General features: G+C 43.3%; 13 protein-coding genes. 8 read left to right on the top strand and 5 right to left on the bottom strand.

The window, feature by feature from the left end:
• Window positions 1-1,247: 1,247 nt before the first annotated feature.
• A complete protein-coding gene (locus AC4II3_RS22665) occupies window positions 1,248-2,588 on the top strand; it encodes an FG-GAP repeat domain-containing protein (RefSeq protein ID WP_488011659.1) in 1,341 nt (446 codons plus the stop codon).
• A 94-nt stretch (window positions 2,589-2,682) separates the two neighbouring features.
• A complete protein-coding gene (locus AC4II3_RS22660) occupies window positions 2,683-3,174 on the top strand; it encodes an acyl-CoA thioesterase (RefSeq protein ID WP_488011661.1) in 492 nt (163 codons plus the stop codon).
• Window positions 3,175-3,206: 32 nt separating this feature from the next.
• Here AC4II3_RS22660 and AC4II3_RS22655 read toward each other — a convergent pair whose 3' ends face one another.
• From AC4II3_RS22655 to AC4II3_RS22640, 4 genes are all read right to left on the bottom strand, one after another.
• Window positions 3,207-4,898: a tetratricopeptide repeat protein gene (locus AC4II3_RS22655; protein ID WP_488011663.1), complete on the bottom strand. Its 1,692-nt coding sequence runs from the start codon at window positions 4,896-4,898 to the stop codon at window positions 3,207-3,209.
• Window positions 4,899-4,985: 87 nt separating this feature from the next.
• Window positions 4,986-5,159: a hypothetical protein gene (locus AC4II3_RS22650; RefSeq protein WP_488011665.1), complete on the bottom strand. Its 174-nt coding sequence runs from the start codon at window positions 5,157-5,159 to the stop codon at window positions 4,986-4,988.
• Between the two features lie 87 nt (window positions 5,160-5,246).
• Window positions 5,247-5,894: a peptide-methionine (S)-S-oxide reductase MsrA gene (gene msrA / locus AC4II3_RS22645; RefSeq protein WP_488011667.1), complete on the bottom strand. Its 648-nt coding sequence runs from the start codon at window positions 5,892-5,894 to the stop codon at window positions 5,247-5,249.
• A 163-nt stretch (window positions 5,895-6,057) separates the two neighbouring features.
• On the bottom strand, window positions 6,058-6,657 hold the full coding sequence (locus AC4II3_RS22640) for a thermonuclease family protein (RefSeq protein WP_488011669.1): 600 nt from the start codon (window positions 6,655-6,657) through the stop codon (window positions 6,058-6,060).
• A 365-nt stretch (window positions 6,658-7,022) separates the two neighbouring features.
• Between AC4II3_RS22640 and AC4II3_RS22635 the strand changes: the two genes are divergently transcribed.
• Window positions 7,023-7,730, top strand: coding sequence for a pentapeptide repeat-containing protein (locus AC4II3_RS22635; RefSeq protein ID WP_488011671.1), 708 nt, complete (start codon window positions 7,023-7,025; stop codon window positions 7,728-7,730).
• Window positions 7,731-7,759: 29 nt separating this feature from the next.
• Window positions 7,760-8,626 (top strand): SAM-dependent methyltransferase, encoded by an 867-nt coding sequence (locus AC4II3_RS22630; protein WP_488011673.1) that lies wholly within the window; start codon window positions 7,760-7,762, stop codon window positions 8,624-8,626.
• A 25-nt stretch (window positions 8,627-8,651) separates the two neighbouring features.
• Here AC4II3_RS22630 and AC4II3_RS22625 read toward each other — a convergent pair whose 3' ends face one another.
• Window positions 8,652-11,153 carry an alpha/beta fold hydrolase gene (locus AC4II3_RS22625; protein ID WP_488011675.1) on the bottom strand — a complete coding sequence of 834 codons (2,502 nt, stop codon included), beginning with the start codon at window positions 11,151-11,153 and terminating at the stop codon, window positions 8,652-8,654.
• Window positions 11,154-11,854: 701 nt separating this feature from the next.
• Here AC4II3_RS22625 and AC4II3_RS22620 point away from each other — a divergent pair.
• The 4 genes from AC4II3_RS22620 (at window position 11,855) to AC4II3_RS22605 (ending at window position 17,089) form a co-directional block, all read left to right on the top strand.
• Window positions 11,855-12,136, top strand: coding sequence for a type II toxin-antitoxin system HigB family toxin (locus tag AC4II3_RS22620; protein WP_488011677.1), 282 nt, complete (start codon window positions 11,855-11,857; stop codon window positions 12,134-12,136).
• A complete protein-coding gene (locus AC4II3_RS22615) occupies window positions 12,117-12,539 on the top strand; it encodes a helix-turn-helix domain-containing protein (RefSeq protein WP_488011679.1) in 423 nt (140 codons plus the stop codon). Before AC4II3_RS22620 ends, AC4II3_RS22615 begins: the two co-directional genes overlap by 20 nt.
• A 77-nt stretch (window positions 12,540-12,616) precedes the next feature.
• On the top strand, window positions 12,617-12,937 hold the full coding sequence (locus AC4II3_RS22610) for a hypothetical protein (RefSeq protein WP_488011681.1): 321 nt from the start codon (window positions 12,617-12,619) through the stop codon (window positions 12,935-12,937).
• Window positions 12,938-13,318: 381 nt separating this feature from the next.
• On the top strand, window positions 13,319-17,089 hold the full coding sequence (locus tag AC4II3_RS22605; RefSeq protein WP_488029502.1) for a hydantoinase B/oxoprolinase family protein: 3,771 nt from the start codon (window positions 13,319-13,321) through the stop codon (window positions 17,087-17,089).
• The last annotated feature ends 384 nt before the right edge of the window (window positions 17,090-17,473 follow it).

The raw sequence follows: 17,473 nt of genomic DNA, 5'->3' as shown, positions 1-17,473 counted from the left end.
GTGGTGCCTATGACGCTAACAACGATGGTACTGATGATTTCTTCTTCCGTAATTCCGTTTCTGGACAGAATGGCATCTGGATGATCGAGAATGACTCAGTGAGTGATGATAATATTGTCGGGATCACTCCGGTCGAAGATACTAACTTCTCCTTCTACGTGTAGGATAGTCAGCAGCTAGCTTTACTGTTGTAATTAACCTCAAGAAAAATCCACCCCTTCTGCTTACTTTCAAGGGGTGGGTTGATTGTTAACTTCAATCTGAGTCTAATATTTCCGAGTGTCAGTAGCGTGCGCCGTTCCCGTAGCGTGGGCAATGGGCAAAAGGGATAATTTAATATTGATAGATTAATGATGATAATTGAAAGTCTGGATAAAAGTTTTTAGCCTATGGCCACGGTATGTGAGGTGCTTTGTGGCACAGGCTTATAGTGGTGGCACAAACTTCGACGCTGTGATGCAAAAAAGATTAAACGAATGCTTATCTCTTTTATTCAAAAGCACCATTAGTAGGACTATCTGTAGCGCATTAGCTGATAGGCGATAGGTGATAGGTTGCCGACTAACTGCCCTGAGGCAGGGGAAAACTACTCATTTATAATTATTAGCTGACTTGATGTTATATAATAATTATTTTTTACTCAGTACCAAGTCAGTAAAAATTTAATAAATTTTTATGAAATTTTTATGAAAATCGCTAAGTTTAGCGTGACATTTACGGATTTTTATGGCATTTATACTAATGGTAGGATTTTCTTTCAGTCAAAACGCCAAAAAAAATAGGAAGCCTGGAAGCAAACTACTTTTTTGATTAGGTCATCTGTTAGGGCTGGAATTTTATCAGGGTATCGTCAGCCAGTCAAACTCTAGAAAAGGCTTCAAAAAAACTATCCAGTGAAACTGGATAGTTTTGAGCAGGGCATCTTTGAACTATTAAAGGGGGTGTTTTACCCTTATCGATGTATCTAGAAATAGGTATCTAGAAAGGTACTTTACCCTAGATACATCGATAAGCATGATTAAATTTTCCCCAAAAGTTCACAGAAACAGACAAAGTTTATAGACTTTTGTGCCATTTCATTCCAGGGACATTGAGTAATGCCAGTTTTGTAAGTTACACATCCCGTCAATTAGTGAGTTGGGACTGAGTTGGGATGGAGTAATTAAAAAATTTTTTTTGGTGCATCAGGACGGAAAAGAAAAGCCAACCACTGTAAACACAGATAACTTTTGGGAAAAAACTATCTTATGGTTCTGATTCAAGCAGAAGGCGATCGCGTTACGCGAGTAAACTACGGGATAACCGGTTTCAACAATATTGATCTCGTTGCTTCAGGGGGTCGAGCCGTCGAGATCATAGACTTTGATAACCCGGTTCCAGTTCCTGGTGTGCTGACATTTACATGGACAGCACAGGATGGACCGGCTGGTAAGTATGATATTAGTATTGCCTACTTTGACGAAGAAGATGGGGAATCTCCACTGACATTTAGTGTCAACGGACAGGAAGTTGGTACCTATGTTTATGATCTAAACTTACTTGCTAATAGACCTGAGCCAACAGCTGAGCCAAACAATTATGTCCCTCTGAGGGGTGGCAATTCAAGTGGCACTTTAAGTGCTGAGGCTAATCCAAATGCCATTTTTCAAAACATAGACCTTGCTCCAGATGATGTAATACAAATCTCGGTACTAGCAAATAGCAATGGTAACTTTACCGACGAAAATGGTGACGGAACTTTCGAGCGAGGGCGACTCGATGCCATTGAAATTACCCGAATCCCCAGTGTGGATCTGTTCTGGCATAATCCTGTCAATGGACAAGTTGCTTTGTGGACTCTAAATGGCCAGGGCACTAGCGTTGAGACGACCGCGTTCATTACAGATCAAAGTGGTGAGGAGGTGTTGGTACCAGACGACAGTCCATTGGAAGCCCGTGGTGTTATAGATCTAGGGGATGGTATCAGGAATCCTCTATGGCGTGATACGCTGACTGGCGGTATTGCGGTTTGGAACATGGAACGCTCCGAGTTCCAGGATACAATTACTACTCAGGCACCAGCAGGTGAACCAGGATCAGACCTCAACTGGCAAATCCGTGGTACCGGAGATGTTAACGGTGATGGTGCAGAAGAAATCTTCTGGTACAACACATCCACCGGAGAAATTGCTGTTTGGGAGATCGATGAAACTGGGTTTCAGAATGCTACCTTTATTACGGATACCAATGGTGAAAAGATGATAGAATCACCTGGCAGTTCCTGGAAGTTAGTTGCGGCTGGAGACATGGATGGCGATGGTAACGCAGATGCTATCTGGGAAAATATGACTACCAAAGAGTTTGCCTACTGGAAGCTCGATGGTACTGTTTACCAGGAGGCAGTGCTGATCACTTCCCGACCAGCAGACGGTCCTTGGGAATTCCGTGGTGCCTATGACGCTAACCGAGATGGTATTGATGATTTCTTCTTCCGTAATTCCCAAGGACAGAATGGCATGTGGATTATTGAGAATAACTCAGTGAGTGAGGAGAATATCTTACCTATCACTCCTTCGGTTCCAGATATCGACTTCTCCTTCTACGTGTAGGATAGTCAGCAGCTAGCTTTAATTTTTTAATTAGAGTTAATGAAAACCCACCCCTTCTGCTTCCGGTCAAGGGGTGGAACAATTAAGTTAATCCATGTCAGAAATACCCCAAACCTCAGCTCAAGGACAGCTGGACAATACCATGCCAAGCCATGAGCTAACCGCCACGACAGAAAAATGGTTTGACTATCCAGTGCGAGTGCATCCCCACCACACTGACTATGCTGGTATAGTCTGGCATGGTACCTACCTTCGCTGGATGGAAGAAGCGAGGGTGGAGTATTTACGCTCGATGGGTATGGATTATAGTGATCTCGTCAGGCTAGGATGCGATTTACCAGTAGTAGAACTTTCTTTACGCTATCACCGGGCAATGCCAATGGGCACAGCAGCAGTTGTCAAGACAGCTATCGCCGAAATGAAAGGTGTCCGTATGAAGTGGGATTATAAAATTCAATCCCATGATGGGAAAGAACTTTACGTAACTGGTCGTGTGATTCTAGTAGCCGTTGACCGAGAGCAGGGTAAGATTATGCGCAAGTTACCACCAGTGCTAAAGGATGTATTAGAGCAGTTTTCTCGTTGAGGCAATAGAACTGAGGTTATTTTAGGGTTATTTCACAAAGCGATATCAGCATATTGCCACGCTTGTTGATATTGCTGTTGTATCGTTTCTGCTTCTGCTGTTTTTCCTTGTGCTTGCAAACTTTGTGCTAAACCATGTAATGACCAACCATTTTCCGGATAAATATCTAAATCATCACGAAACGCTTGTTCTGCTTGCTCTGGCTGATTGCCTTGGAGCAGGATTGTGCCTAGCAAATAACGGGTAGGAGAATACCAATCTGGTGGTTCATTATAAACCAGCTTATCTTCTAGGGTAACCGCATTTTTTAAGTGACTAGTTGCTGTTGTGTAATCTTGCTCAAGAGTAGCAATTGAACCGGTTAAGACTTCAAGGGCAATTTTAAGAACACTAGGAGTAGAATTCAAACTCGATATTTTAAGTTCTTCTAAATCAGGATCAGCCATTAAAGCTTGTAATTTAGCTAATTCTTGATTAGCGTCTTCTTTCTTACCTTGAGAGCTGAAAGCCATACCTCTAGCATAATGCCAAACACCCGTAGCATATTTCAAATCAGTTTTTGGTGCAGGTGTCTCTAGAATTTTATCCCATTTTCCAAAACGCACTTCCGTATAAAGTGGAACAACAGAAAAATGTTGTATTTTACCAGATAAAGCTGGATTAGCCATCAGACTTGGATCAACTGCTGCTGTTTTTTGTGCTGCTTCCATTGCTATTTCACTTTGTCCACTCATTACCGCTGCAAACCAAAGGAAATGGTAGTTATGAGGAACATAAGCAATAGTATAAATACTTTGAGGATGGGGGGATGCCAGATAGTTACGATCCGCCATCACTCCTTTTTGATTAGCAATAACAGCATCTTGGTAACGTCCCACTCGAATATAGATGTGAGAGGGCATATGGACTAAATGTCCTGAAGCGGGAACGAGATTGCGGAGATTATCAGCAGCTGTAATAGCTAATTTGGGTTGTTCTTTCTCCGTGGCATGGATATAGAGGTGAGTAGCTCCCGGATGCTTAGGATTTCTTTCTAAAACTGATTCTAATGTTGCTAAAATTGGCTTCGCTTCTGGTTTGAGTTCCCCATTATCTTGCCAATAGTCCCAAGGCATGGTATCCATTAGGGATTCTGCGTATAGAGTTGCTACATCTAAATCATCAGGATAATCTTGAACAACCTGCTTCATTGCTTGACCATAAGCTAGATCAAGGGAGGAACGATCTGCCATTGGTTGTTCCGAATAACGCTGTGCTAAAGCTTTAATATAAGCCTGTTCTTTTGGAGATGCGTTGTTACTTAGTGCGATCGCTTGTTGAATTGCTTGCCAAGCCTCTGGTACTTGTTCATCTGCCATTGGTGCATTGATATTTGGTCCTTGAACATAAGCTAGTCCCCAGTAGCACATGGCACAATTAGGATCTAGCCTACTTGCTTCTTTAAAAGCACGAGCAGCTTCAGCATGATTAAAAGCGTAGGCAAGAATTAAACCTTGATCAAAATACTGTTGAGCTAAGTCTGAGGTAGTGGAAATAGGGTAATGATAATTCCCAAGATTATCTCTTAGTTCTACTCGTTCAATTTTTTCCTGGGCAGATGACGCTGAAACTGGAGGATTAAACAGGAAAGGGGATAGTAGAGTAGGAATAATAATTAATCCTAGAGCAACTATAAAACCTATAGTCAACGTTTTAAACTTATGATTAATTTTTTTGTTTCTCATACAGTTCCCCATCCTTCTTGCATCAGTTAGCCTCAGAAAACTGAATTGCTGCATTTAGTCATTAGTCATTTGGTAAGCAGTCAGCCGTCAGCCGTCAGCCGTCAGCCATTTGCGTAGTGTGCCCAAAGGCCAAGGCCACGCTACGCGAACAGTAGTATGGCCATAAGCCATAAGCCATAAGCCATAAGCTGATAGCTGTTCGCGTAGCGTGCGCGTAGCGCTTAAGCTGATAGCTGTTCGCGCAGCGTGCGCATAGCGCATATGCTTACGTCATTTGTAATCAACCAAAGTCTCTTGGTAGTTACAAATCACTAATGACTGATGAGTGTTTACCACAGAAGTGATGACTTATGAAATTGCAGGGCAATTCACATTTGTCCCACCTAAACCACAATACCCATTAGGATTTTTAGCCAGGTACTGTTGGTGATAGCCCTCTGCGTAATAAAACTCAGGAGCATCTATCATTTCTGTGGTAATATTACCATAATTGGCGGCATTCAGAGCTTGCTGATAAGCGTTTTGTGAGGCTTCCGCTAGCTTCTTTTGGTCTTCGGAATAGGTATAAATTCCTGAACGGTACTGAGTACCAGTATCATTGCCTTGGCGCATCCCTTGGGTAGGATTGTGGCTTTCCCAGAAGACTTTCAAGAGTGCTTCGTAACTGATTACTTTTGGGTCAAATACCACCAACACCACTTCATTGTGACCGGTCATGCCTGTACAGACCTCTTGATAGGTGGGGTTAGGGGTGACTCCAGCAGCGTAACCTACTGCGGTAGTGAACACTCCCTCCTGTTGCCAGAATCGGCGTTCTGCTCCCCAAAAACATCCCATGCCAAACATCGCCATTTCCAATCCATCAGGGTAAGGGGGTTTGAGAGGATTGCCGTTGACGTAGTGACGCTCGGGTACTGGCATGACTTCTGAGCGTCCCGGTAAGGCTTCCTCAGGAGTAGGCACGGTCAGCTTTTTCTTAAATCCGAAGAGTACCATCAGTTTTAAATTTTAGTTTTGATCAATGTCTGGACTTACTTAACATTTTGCAACATTTATGACGAAATTACTCATTCATTAGTGGTAACTACCAATAGGCGGTTAAACAGCTATTGGCTAGCTACTAAAGACTAAACACTAACAGGACTAAACACTCTCCGACTCAGGAGGAGGAGGATTTAGCTTTTGCTAGACTACGATATTCCCAAGCTGGAACAAACTTAGGGTCTCGCCACAACCCTCGCCGATATCGTTTGGCATTTGCTTCAGCACTATCGACCATTTCCGCACTGGGGCAATCTTTCAGATAGGGGCGATATACCTGTGCTAGTCCTTCTTTTACTAGGACTTCCTGGACAAAGGTGCCATTGGTTAAGCGTACTTCACTGACGCTGCGCCCATAGCGGTCAGTATCAGTTACGGTCAAAACTACCTGATTATCGCTTTGTTTGACCAGTTCCTGAAGTCGCTCCTTGGCTTTATTTCCCCATTTGAATTGACTTTTGTCTACCAATTTGCGGCTTTGCTTCTCTTTGTTGGAATGGGCAATTTCTGGAGCGTCGATACAGGCAAACCGAACTTTGACATCTTTGCCAAACCTGTCAGCGACGAGAATGGTATCCCCATCAGATACCCGTTTGACAGTGTAATTCCCGATTCCTAACTGGTCTAGAAGGGCGGCACATCCAAAGAGACTCAGGATTAGGACAGAGGCTACTATCGATTTGAAAATGTTTTGGATTAGTTGGCGAGTTGGGTTCATGGTCAATTACTGTTGACGAGTGTACAACAGTTTAACTAAAAAACTCTAGTTGTGCCCTATTCCCTGGTTCAACGCTCCGATCAATCCTACTCTCACATCGAAATTACTGTATACTAATATATCAATCCGAAGTCAAACCTCAGAGAAATCCGTGTTACTCTGGATAACCTCTTCGCCATCTTGCGAGACTTCTAGATTTTTCCATACTTCCATTGGTTACATCCGTTAACCATCCGTTGCTCCAACTGACTACTCTCACAACTCCAACTAGGGATGGCGATAGATTTGACTCTGTATTAATTGATGTTCTCAAGATTCAACCCTAACTACTCAATATGATTATGGTGCTTAAAACGATAACTCTAGTGTCTTCAACTCTAATTTCTTCTCTCTTATGTCTCGGTTGTCTAGGGTTGCCAGCTCAAGCCCAATCCAACACTTTTTCTAATTGCGATCTAGGCGATGATTTAAGTGGTCGTGATTTGAGCTTTGGTAATTTTAGTAACTGTAATTGGAGAAGTATTAATTTAAGAGGGGCTAATTTATCAGGGGCTTATCTAAATAGTATTCTACTTAACCCTAAACTTCAATCTTACCAACGACGGGCGACCGAAGAAGTCAGTTCGGATCTGACCAATGCTAATCTTCAAGGAGCAGATTTAACTCTCGCTAATTTAGAACGAGCCATCCTGACAAATGCTAATTTAGTAGCTGCTCGTTTATTTGATGCTGACTTAACATCGGCTACATTAGAAAATGCTAAATTAGATAAGATTTTTGCTCCTGTGGTAATCTTATATGAGGCTAATTTAAAAGGAGCCACATTAAGTTTGGGGGATTTAACCGGTGCGAGCATGGCTAGCTCTGATTTAAGTAATACCTATTTGTATAGAACCAAATTAAGCTATGCTGACTTACAAAATGCTAATCTAAGTGGGGCTAATTTAACCGAGGCTAATTTGACCAAGGCTAACTTAACAGGGGCTAATTTAACTGGGGCTAATTTGACTGGCGCTAATTTGTGTAATGCCACGATGCCCGATGGTACAGTATCTCAGCAAGGTTGTCCTTAATTTCATGATCAAGCAGTAAATTGTAAATTATGGAAAACGAACTGGCAGCAAAAGCCGAAAAAATACCAGAAATCAAAAATGATGTCTGTCGTACCGCAGTAGTAATGGCGGCCAAACGTGCTATTGAATCGAAAAGGACAGACCGACTTTTTGACGATCCTTTTGCTGCTCAGTTAGTTGGGTCTAAGGAAATACAGTCTTTGATGGATTATTGGGAAAAACAAGACGGTAAAGACCCGAAATCAAATACCCTTCGCATCCAGTTTGTGGCAGTGCGAACTAAATTTTTCGATGATTTTCTGATATCTGTAATACCAGAGGTACGTCAAATTGTAATTTTAGGGGTTGGGTACGATACTAGAGCATATCGCCTACCCTTACCACCTGAATTATGTATATACGAGATTGATTTACCAGAAATCATGTCTCGCAAAGAAGCAATTCTTAAGGATATTCCATCTAAATGTTATCGCCAGTCCATCGCCACAGATTTGCAAAAACCTTGGGTGCATTTATTGACAAAACATGGATATAAATCTAATCAACCTACAGTTTGGTTGATGGAAGGTTTATTGATGTATCTGGATAAAACAGAGATCAATACATTACTGCAAACAATTTCTGATTTCAGTGTCAAAGGCAGTTATTTGGGTGCAGATTTAATAAGTGTAAAGTCGTGGCAGATAGGCTCTAAAACTCAGAAGGGATTAATTAGTAAAAATTGGCGTTTTGGCACAGATGAACCAGAAGAATTATTTGCTAATTATGGGTGGAATGCGTCAGTTATCCAACCTGGAGAAATAAGAGCCAATTATGGACGTTACTCTGTCCAAATCGCACCCCGTTCAGTACCTGGAATGCGACGTTGCTTTATGGTGACCGCTAAAAAAGAATGATGGCTGTTCTAGACTGAATTACATTTTACTTATCAATACAATACTCTAGATTTAATAAGACATAGGGAAACAAACTGGTAAACCATCCCCCCCAAATTTCTTTAGCTTTTTCGCCTTCAATAAAGGAGTTGACAATACGTTGCCATTGCGGATCACTCTTAGGGAGAATCATGCCATAGAAATCACAGGTCAGTGGCTGATCTGGAGATAAGGTGTACTGGGATGAGGAGAGTCCTTGTCTGGTGACTTCTCCAATTAATAAAATGCCATCGCTGGCAAAGGCATCAATATCCCTATTGACTAATGCTTTGACTCCTTGAGACCTACCTATGTCTCCAGGAAAAACTATTTTATGAGCATTAGGATAGGTTTGCTCAATAAATATTTCTGTTAGGCTACTGGGAAGTACTCCAATTTTTAAACTGTCCAGGCTTTGGTAACGATTAAAGACTCTTGGTTGTTGAGAATCCACTAAAAAGTGTGTGCCAGTAATAAAAAATGGTGTCGAGAATTTTATACCTTCAATATCACTCCTAATAGTATTAGGGCCACACTCCAAATTTACAGTTTCATCTCGGACAATAGCAAAGCGATTTTCCAAGGTTGATTGAATGGCAACAACATCTAGTTCTATGGGTTTATTGAGTTGTTGGGCAACTTTGTCTTTTAAGGAATTGAGTAGCTCAAAGCAATACCCTTTCCACTCTCCGTTGGCATCAATGTAGCCAAAAGGAGCAGCATCTTTTCTAATACCAACTTTTATGGTGCCAGTTCGTTTAATTTGGTCTAAAACCGTTTCTGAACGCTTCCGTATTGGCTCAATGGCAAGTTGTGGTATGATACTTTGGGGAGCTTGACTGCCAAAAGATTCCTCTAGTTGTTCTGGAGTTAAAGATTTGACTAAATGTAGCTCTAGAGAATTCTCAGAGAGGAATTTGGCATAGGTAACACTAAGGTAAGGTCGATAGTTTTGCAAATCCCGAATATGAGTATTAACAAAAGCTAAGCTTAAGGCTTTTAGGTAAGAAAGTCCGACCTGAGGATTGGAACCAAGTAGTTCTCTAGGAAACAGGGCAAAATCCTCGCCCGATGCACCACTAGTGGAGAAGTGGTTGCCATCAACAATCATTGCCAGATATTTTTCTGGGGTATTGAGCCAGATGAAGGGGTGAATCTGTTCTGGGACAGTTGGTGCTACGATGTCGTGGCTACCTGCCATAATCATGACTGGCACTTGAATTTTACCCAAGCTAGCTGGACCAAGGGCTGTGCTGGTAATAGGATTAACAGCGATTACAGCTTTGACCCGTGGATCCTGCAAGTCATAATTAAACGGGGGTAAGCGATTGGCAAGGCATTGGAGTAGTACAGAGAGATTGAAGGTTGGGTCTTGATCAGGACACACTTGGCGCAGTCTTAAATCATTAATTTCTGCACCTGCTACTGCTAACGCTGTGTAACCCCCAAAGGAATGACCAATCACACCAACCTGTTCCAGATTCAGCTTATTAGCAAAATTAGGGTCAGATTTAGATAGGTCTTCGAGCTCATCGAGTACATATCTAATATCTAAGGGTCGTTCAATAAACTCTACCGGATTGATTCCATTGGCTAGTCCCTGTAGTACAGCTTGAGAGTATTCAACATTACTCCCGACGTGTTCAGGAACCGCTACAGCAATGCCATGGGATGCTAAGTGTTCTGCTAAATAGGTGAAATGGTTGCGATCTGAGGCAAAGCCATGGGACATGACTACTAAGGGGGCTGGTTTTGAATTGCCTTGGGGTAAGTACAAAGCAACCTCAAACTTGGTTTCTCCGGATAACCCTAGAGGGGATTGACGGCGGCGACCGGAAAGGGTGATGACTTGGTCTGTGAATTGATAAGAACCAGGTTGTTGTAAGTCTGTTAACTGGGACACATCAACGGTATTCTCGGCAGCGGCTTCTCGGGTGGCTTGGTTTGCGATCGCATTCACCGCTGCATCTCGATATCGAAATAGGGTAGCTAGCTCTTTTTGGACATCGAAGATATACTCAGTATCAATCAACATCCCCTCGGTGGGGAACTGGCGCACTATATTCATTAGAGTTAGACCTTCGGAGTCAGCTGCTGCCAAAACCAGCGCCCCCCGAAGACTATGTAAACCATTGCGACCAGGGTGGGTTTTAATCATCTTTCCCAAACCTTCCAGAAAGGCTTCTCCCATGGGGGATTTACCTAAGCGGGAGATGGCCACAGGACTGATTTTAATCCGCTTTTGGAGTAGCATCCGCAACTGTTCCAAGGCTTCTGGGTTCAGCATTTGGGCGTAGAACTCAAATTCCTTAGTAATTCTGCCCTCATTGGCGAAAATCTCGATGGATTCCCGGGAAAGGGACAATTTTAACGGACCATAGTTAAAGTAAATGTATTCTGCACTAAGGGCTGGCTTTGGTGTGACTACTGTGGGGAGTATTCCTAAACCAAGGAATAAGCAAGTACATAAAAAACCTAGTAGTTTCTTGGGCTTGGCTTTTGCTTTCACTAGTCTACTGTTCTCAGTCTTAGGCTTGATGAGGAAGATTATAATACAAACGAAGAGCAATGTATTGTTGAGACTTCTAGTTATAATAATTAATTAATTCAAGTCATCGGTAAGTGAATAATTTGGTCTTGATATTATTGATCATAATAGCATTGTGCAATTATAATTAATTTTTCAATTGCCTTTCAACTCAGCTTGTCTTTCTGCTTTGATTTTCCTAGGTGTTCTGCTAGCAGTGAGCATCCTACTCCTAGGGCGTGTGATCAATTAAGCCAGATTACGGCAGCAGCCAGATCAATTACTTAGCGCGAAAGTTACCAGGCTGGCTTATCGTAGCGCGTCGCTTACCCTCGATATTGCTTGAGTCGGGCAAGGATTTGAAGGGGTGCTTGACAAAAAGTTCTCAATTTGATAACTTCTTAAAAGAAGACCAAGTGAATCTATAGGGTCTTGAATAACGACGTACTCAATTTAGTTCTAGAGAGGTATCTATGAACAGGACTGCATTGAGACTACTCGTAATTAGCCGATATACAATTGAATCTGAATCGCGAAAAACATTTCGGATTCTAGGAGGTTTTTGTATATTGGGCATTACGAGTGGTCTGCGACAACTGGTGATGCCCTTGCTTGTAATGTTATGAGTGTCTTAATGCTCCCTGCAAGGAGATCTCGTTGAATCCTTCCTCGGAGATATTGACATGCATACTGTAATTACTTTCGACATCGCTAAGTTTTTGCACAACCACCCGGAATCAACCGAATACATAGCTGCCTGGTTCAAGCTTGTAGAAACAGGACAGTGGTCTAGCTTTGAGCAAATGCGTCAATCTTTTCCCTATCTTGAAGGTAAAGAAAGTAACGCTTTATTTACGATTGGATGCGGTCGTTATACCCTTAAAGCTCGTATCAACTTCAAATACAAGCATATAGTTGTTCGCAATATTATTGCGAACGCGGATTATGATAGACAAGACCTATGAAACCATTCCAAAAAGCTATCTTGATTTGGTAAAAGAACACCCACTTCTTCCCATTGTGTCTGAGGCGGAAGAAGAGGCTGCCAAAAATCTCATTAACTTGCTTCTAGATCTAGAGGCATGGGTCGAGTTAACTGAAGATCAAGATAGTTACCTTGCTACTTTGACTGTACTATTGCACGACTATCAGAGCAAGAAACCATTAATTTCAGATATTCACGGGATTGACTTACTCAAGCTGCTCATCAAGGAACATGGATTGCGTCAGCAAGACCTAGTTAGCATTTTTAAGACGAAATCAATTGTTTCAATGATATTAAGTGGCAAAAGAAATCTAACCGTGGAACATATCCAGAAACTGGCAGATTATTTCAAATGTTCCCCTTCTGCCTTCTTCCCAAGATAAATCTAAGTGTAACCAGGAGAAGGAATTGGAGTTCTTATCCTGGTCACTATCTATTCCATAGACAGGAGATAAAAATCATGTGGGATGAGTTATTGATTGAAGCTGGCAAACGCCTAGGGTTTATGTTTTTTGGTTATATTGCCAAAGAGGGACTGAAAAGGGTTTTCCAACACAAGCGCAACAATAGTGGTCAGTTAATACCTGACATTTATGGAACCGATTTATTGCGAGTAATTCTGAAGGAGCATTATCTTCACTATCAAGATATTATAGATATTTTAGGTTCCGAAGCAACATGTAATTTAATTGTTAGTGGTCAACAAGAATTGACAATTGGACACATCCAAAAGCTGTCTAAACGTTTGTTGATTTCACCTATGGCATTTCATCCGTTATAAGAGGATATCTGAAAAGTTTTTTGATACTGCATTTTGCCCCCCTAGCCCCCCAACTTTGGGGGGAACAAGAGTCCATTTGCTTCTGAAAGTCCCCCGAGCGAGCAATCCCTCGCTCGGGGGATTTAGGGGGCTTGGATGTAGCAAATTAGACTTCTCAGACAACCTCTAAGCTGTTGTGCATTTAAACTGTATATTATTGAAATTAATTAAAAAAGTGGTGCGTTACGGGGTGGGCTATTTCAACCAGGCACTCAGAGGCGGAAAATCAGGGTTAGCCCACCCCTAACACACCCTACGGGGCGAGAGCGACAATCAAAACTATTGGACAATTCTCCGCCATCTTCCCCATCTGTTTAATTTTCTATTACAAATCGGGCAAATATGACTACTACTTCCACTGGACGCTGGCAATTCTGGATTGATCGAGGTGGTACCTTTACTGACATTGTGGCAAAACGCCCGAATGGGCAGTTGGTAATTCATAAGCTGCTGTCGGAAAATCCTGAACGGTACCAAGATGCTGGAGTACAGGGAATTCGAGAGATTTTAGACATCCCCGTTGGTAAGCCGATACCAAGTGATGCCATTGAAGCGATCAAGATGGGAACCACAGTAGCCACCAATGCGTTGTTGGAACGGAAAGGCGATCGCACTGTCCTAGTGATTACTAAGGGCTTCCAAGATGCGTTGCGCATTGGTTATCAAAATCGCCCCAATATCTTTGCCCGTGAAATTGTGCTCCCTGAAATGCTCTATGAACGGGTGATTGAGATAGAAGAACGCTACAGTGCCCAGGGTAAAGAGCTAACCCCAATCAATCTGGCTCAAACCCGCCAATCCTTGCAAGCTGCTTATGATGACGGTATTCGTAGCTGCGCCATTGTCTTGATGCACGGCTATCGCTATCCCACTCATGAGCAGGAAATAGCGAGCATCGCATTAGAGATTGGTTTTACCCAAATATCAGTATCTCATCAAGTCACCCCTTTGATGAAATTAGTCAGTCGGGGGGATACCACAGTGGTTGATGCCTATTTATCACCGATTCTGCGTCGCTATGTAGATCAGGTAGAACAACAGTTGCAGCTTGGCGGCTTGACCAATGAAGCTTTGGAAAATAACCTTCAACCTACCCGACCTGAAGGCTTACGGGGAAAAACCTCTGGACTATTGATGTTCATGCAGTCAAACGGAGGACTGGCGGACGCGCAACAGTTTCAAGGGAAGGATAGTATTTTATCAGGACCTGCTGGCGGTATTGTCGGAGCAGTACAGACTAGTCGAATTGCTGGTTTTGAGAAGATCATTACCTTTGATATGGGTGGCACCTCTACAGATGTAGCCCATTATAACGGGGAATACGAGCGTACCTTTGAAACTGAGATTGCTGGGGTACGGTTGCGCACGCCAATGATGGCAATTAATACAGTAGCTGCTGGTGGTGGCTCCATTGTCCAGTTTGATGGTGCCCGTTATCGGGTAGGACCAGAGTCAGCTGGGGCAAATCCAGGTCCTGCTTCCTACGGTAAGGGGGGTCCGTTGACGGTGACCGATTGCAATGTGATGGTAGGGAAGTTGCAGCCAGGCTTTTTTCCCAAGGTGTTTGGAGCGGATGGTAACTTACCGTTGGATGCTGAGGTGGTAAGGCAGAGGTTTGAAGGATTAGTAGAGCAGATTGGGGATAACCGCAAACCAGAGGAAGTAGCAGCAGGATTTTTAGCGATCGCAGTCGAGAAGATGGCCAATGCCATTAAACAGATTTCTCTACAACGGGGCTATGACGTTTCCGAGTATACCCTATGTTGCTTTGGCGGTGCTGGTGGCCAACATGGGTGTTTAATTGCGGAAGCCTTAGGGATTAAGCGAGTGTTCATTCATCCCTTTGCTGGAGTATTGTCCGCTTATGGCATGGGTTTAGCCGATATCAGGGTATTGAAAGAACAGTCAGTTGAAGCTGAGTTAGTAGAGGGGTTGGAGTTAGAGGGAATTTTGGCCAAGTTGGTGGCTCAGGGAATAGAAGAGTTGAACCACAACCATACCCAGGATCGGAATAGTAACGAGATTGACGTCATTCGGCGAGTCCATTTGCGCTATGAGGGCACCGATTCAGCCTTGGTTGTTGGGTTTGGTCGGATTGATCAGATCACGGAAGAGTTTGAGGGATTGCATCAACAGCGCTATGGATTTATCGTGCCAGGGAAAACGTTGATGGTCGAAGCGGTTTCGGTAGAGTTAGTAAAGCGGATGGCTATCCCAACAGAACCGATACGGTCTCGTCAGAGTGGGGAAATGTGTGCTCCCGTTGCCACAGTGCAAATCTATACCACTAATCGGTGGTGGGATACCCCTGTGTTTAGGCGAGAGGATTGGCAGCCAGGGGATTCGGTGCTGGGTCCGGCATTAATTATTGAGGCAACTGGAACTAATGTGATTGAGCCTGGTTGGAAAGCAGAGGTGAATGAACGGAATCATTTGATTTTAGTTAAATCTGATTTGGTAGACCAGCAAGACAACCTGGAAAGCTTGACAAATAGCACTATAGATCAGCTGCAACCAAATACTGTTCAAGCATCACCCCATCCTGACCCTGTCATGCTGGAAATCTTTAACAATCTATTCCGTTCCATAGCAGAGCAAATGGGGACAACTCTCCAAAATACCAGTTATTCAGTCAATATCAAGGAACGGCTAGACTTTTCCTGTGCGATTTTTGACCAACAAGGGCAATTGGTAGCGAATGCCCCCCATATTCCAGTGCATTTGGGGTCAATGAGTGAAAGTGTCCGCAGCTTGATTGATGCCCATGGTGATAGTCTTAAACCTGGGGATGTCTATATTCTCAACAATCCCTACAACGGTGGCACTCATCTCCCAGATGTCACCCTTGTTACTCCAGTTTTCCTCAACTCTTCCCTAGGGCTAAAGGAACCTTCTCCCCTGTCTCCTTTATTTTTTGTAGCTTCCCGAGGACACCATGCTGACATCGGTGGTATCACTCCCGGTTCCATGCCTCCTAATAGTACCAGCGTCTTGGAAGAAGGGGTATTAATTGACAATTTCCTGCTGGTTGAGAATGGTAAATTCCGAGAAAATGAAATAACCCAACTTCTGTTAGGGGGTCAATATCCAGTCCGGAATCTGACTCAGAATATAGCTGATTTACAGGCACAGATTGCTGCCAATGAGAAGGGTGTACAAGAGTTACGGCAGATGGTAGCCCACTATGGATTAGAGACAGTGCAAGCCTATATGGGTTATGTCCAAGATAATGCTGAGGAGTCGGTGCGCCGAGTGATTGATGTGCTCAAAGATGGCAGTTTCAGCTATCAGTTAGATGGGGGTGCTAAGATTCAGGTCACTATCACTATTGACCGGAACAACCGTAGTGCCAAGATTGATTTTACCGGTACCTCGCCTCAGTTAGATAGTAATTTTAATGCACCGTCAGCGGTATGCAAAGCAGCAGTGCTATACGTCTTCCGCACCCTAGTGGATGATGATATTCCCCTCAATGCCGGTTGTCTGAAACCTTTGGAGGTAATTATTCCGGAAGGTTCTATGCTCAATCCCCGTTATCCAGCAGCAGTGGTAGCCGGAAATGTGGAAACATCCCAAGCAATAAGCGATGCGATCTATGGTGCTTTAGGAGTGATGGCGGCTTCTCAGAGTACTATGAATAATTTTACTTTTGGCAATGAGCGCTATCAATACTATGAAACTATTTGTGGAGGCTCTGGGGCAGGGGTTGATTTTGATGGCACAGATGCAGTACATACTCACATGACCAATTCTCGCTTAACTGACCCAGAAGTCTTGGAATGGCGATTTCCAGTACTTTTGGAAAGGTTTGGAATTCGTCCGGATAGTGGCGGTAAGGGCGTTCATTGTGGGGGTAATGGCGTAATTCGCCAGATTCGTTTCCTAGAACCTATGACCGCAGGAATTCTATCTGGACGTCGAGTGGTCAAGCCTTTTGGGTTAAATGGTGGTGAAGCGGGTGCTTTGGGAAAAAATTATGTGGAACGGAAGGATGGAACTGTTGAGGAGTTGGGTAGTACTGGGGTAGTGGAAATGAATACAGGTGATGTGTTTGTGATTGAGACCCCTGGAGGTGGGGGATTTGGTTTTGTTAGTCCTGATCGTGAATCCTAATTGGTGGGGACGAATGCGATGTTCCTTTGGAACCGCTTCGCGAACGGCTCTGCCGCGCCAAAGGCGTTCGCATTGGTTTATCCTTTGGGCTAGGGCGTGTTTTCAAACTATAACCACAACAAAATTAATCCGATTTCTAACATAGCTGTATAATTTATAGCAAGTTTTTCGTATCGGGTAGCGATGGGGCGAAACTGTAAGAGGTCTGTCTGGCAGGTCTCGCCACGGCGCTCCAGTTGCGGAGTATCCTTTGAATGCCGTTGACCACTTGTCGGTGGGAACGAAGTTACCGTAAGAAGAGTGGGAACGAAGTTACCGTAAGAATAAAGAAGCCTTTATAGGCGACAGTCTGTGAATCATAAGTTTAAGTTATATGAAATAAGG

The organism is Moorena sp., from assembly GCF_982860115.1.
Note: the sequence above shows the minus strand (reverse complement) of the source record. Positions and strands in the feature narration are given on the sequence as shown.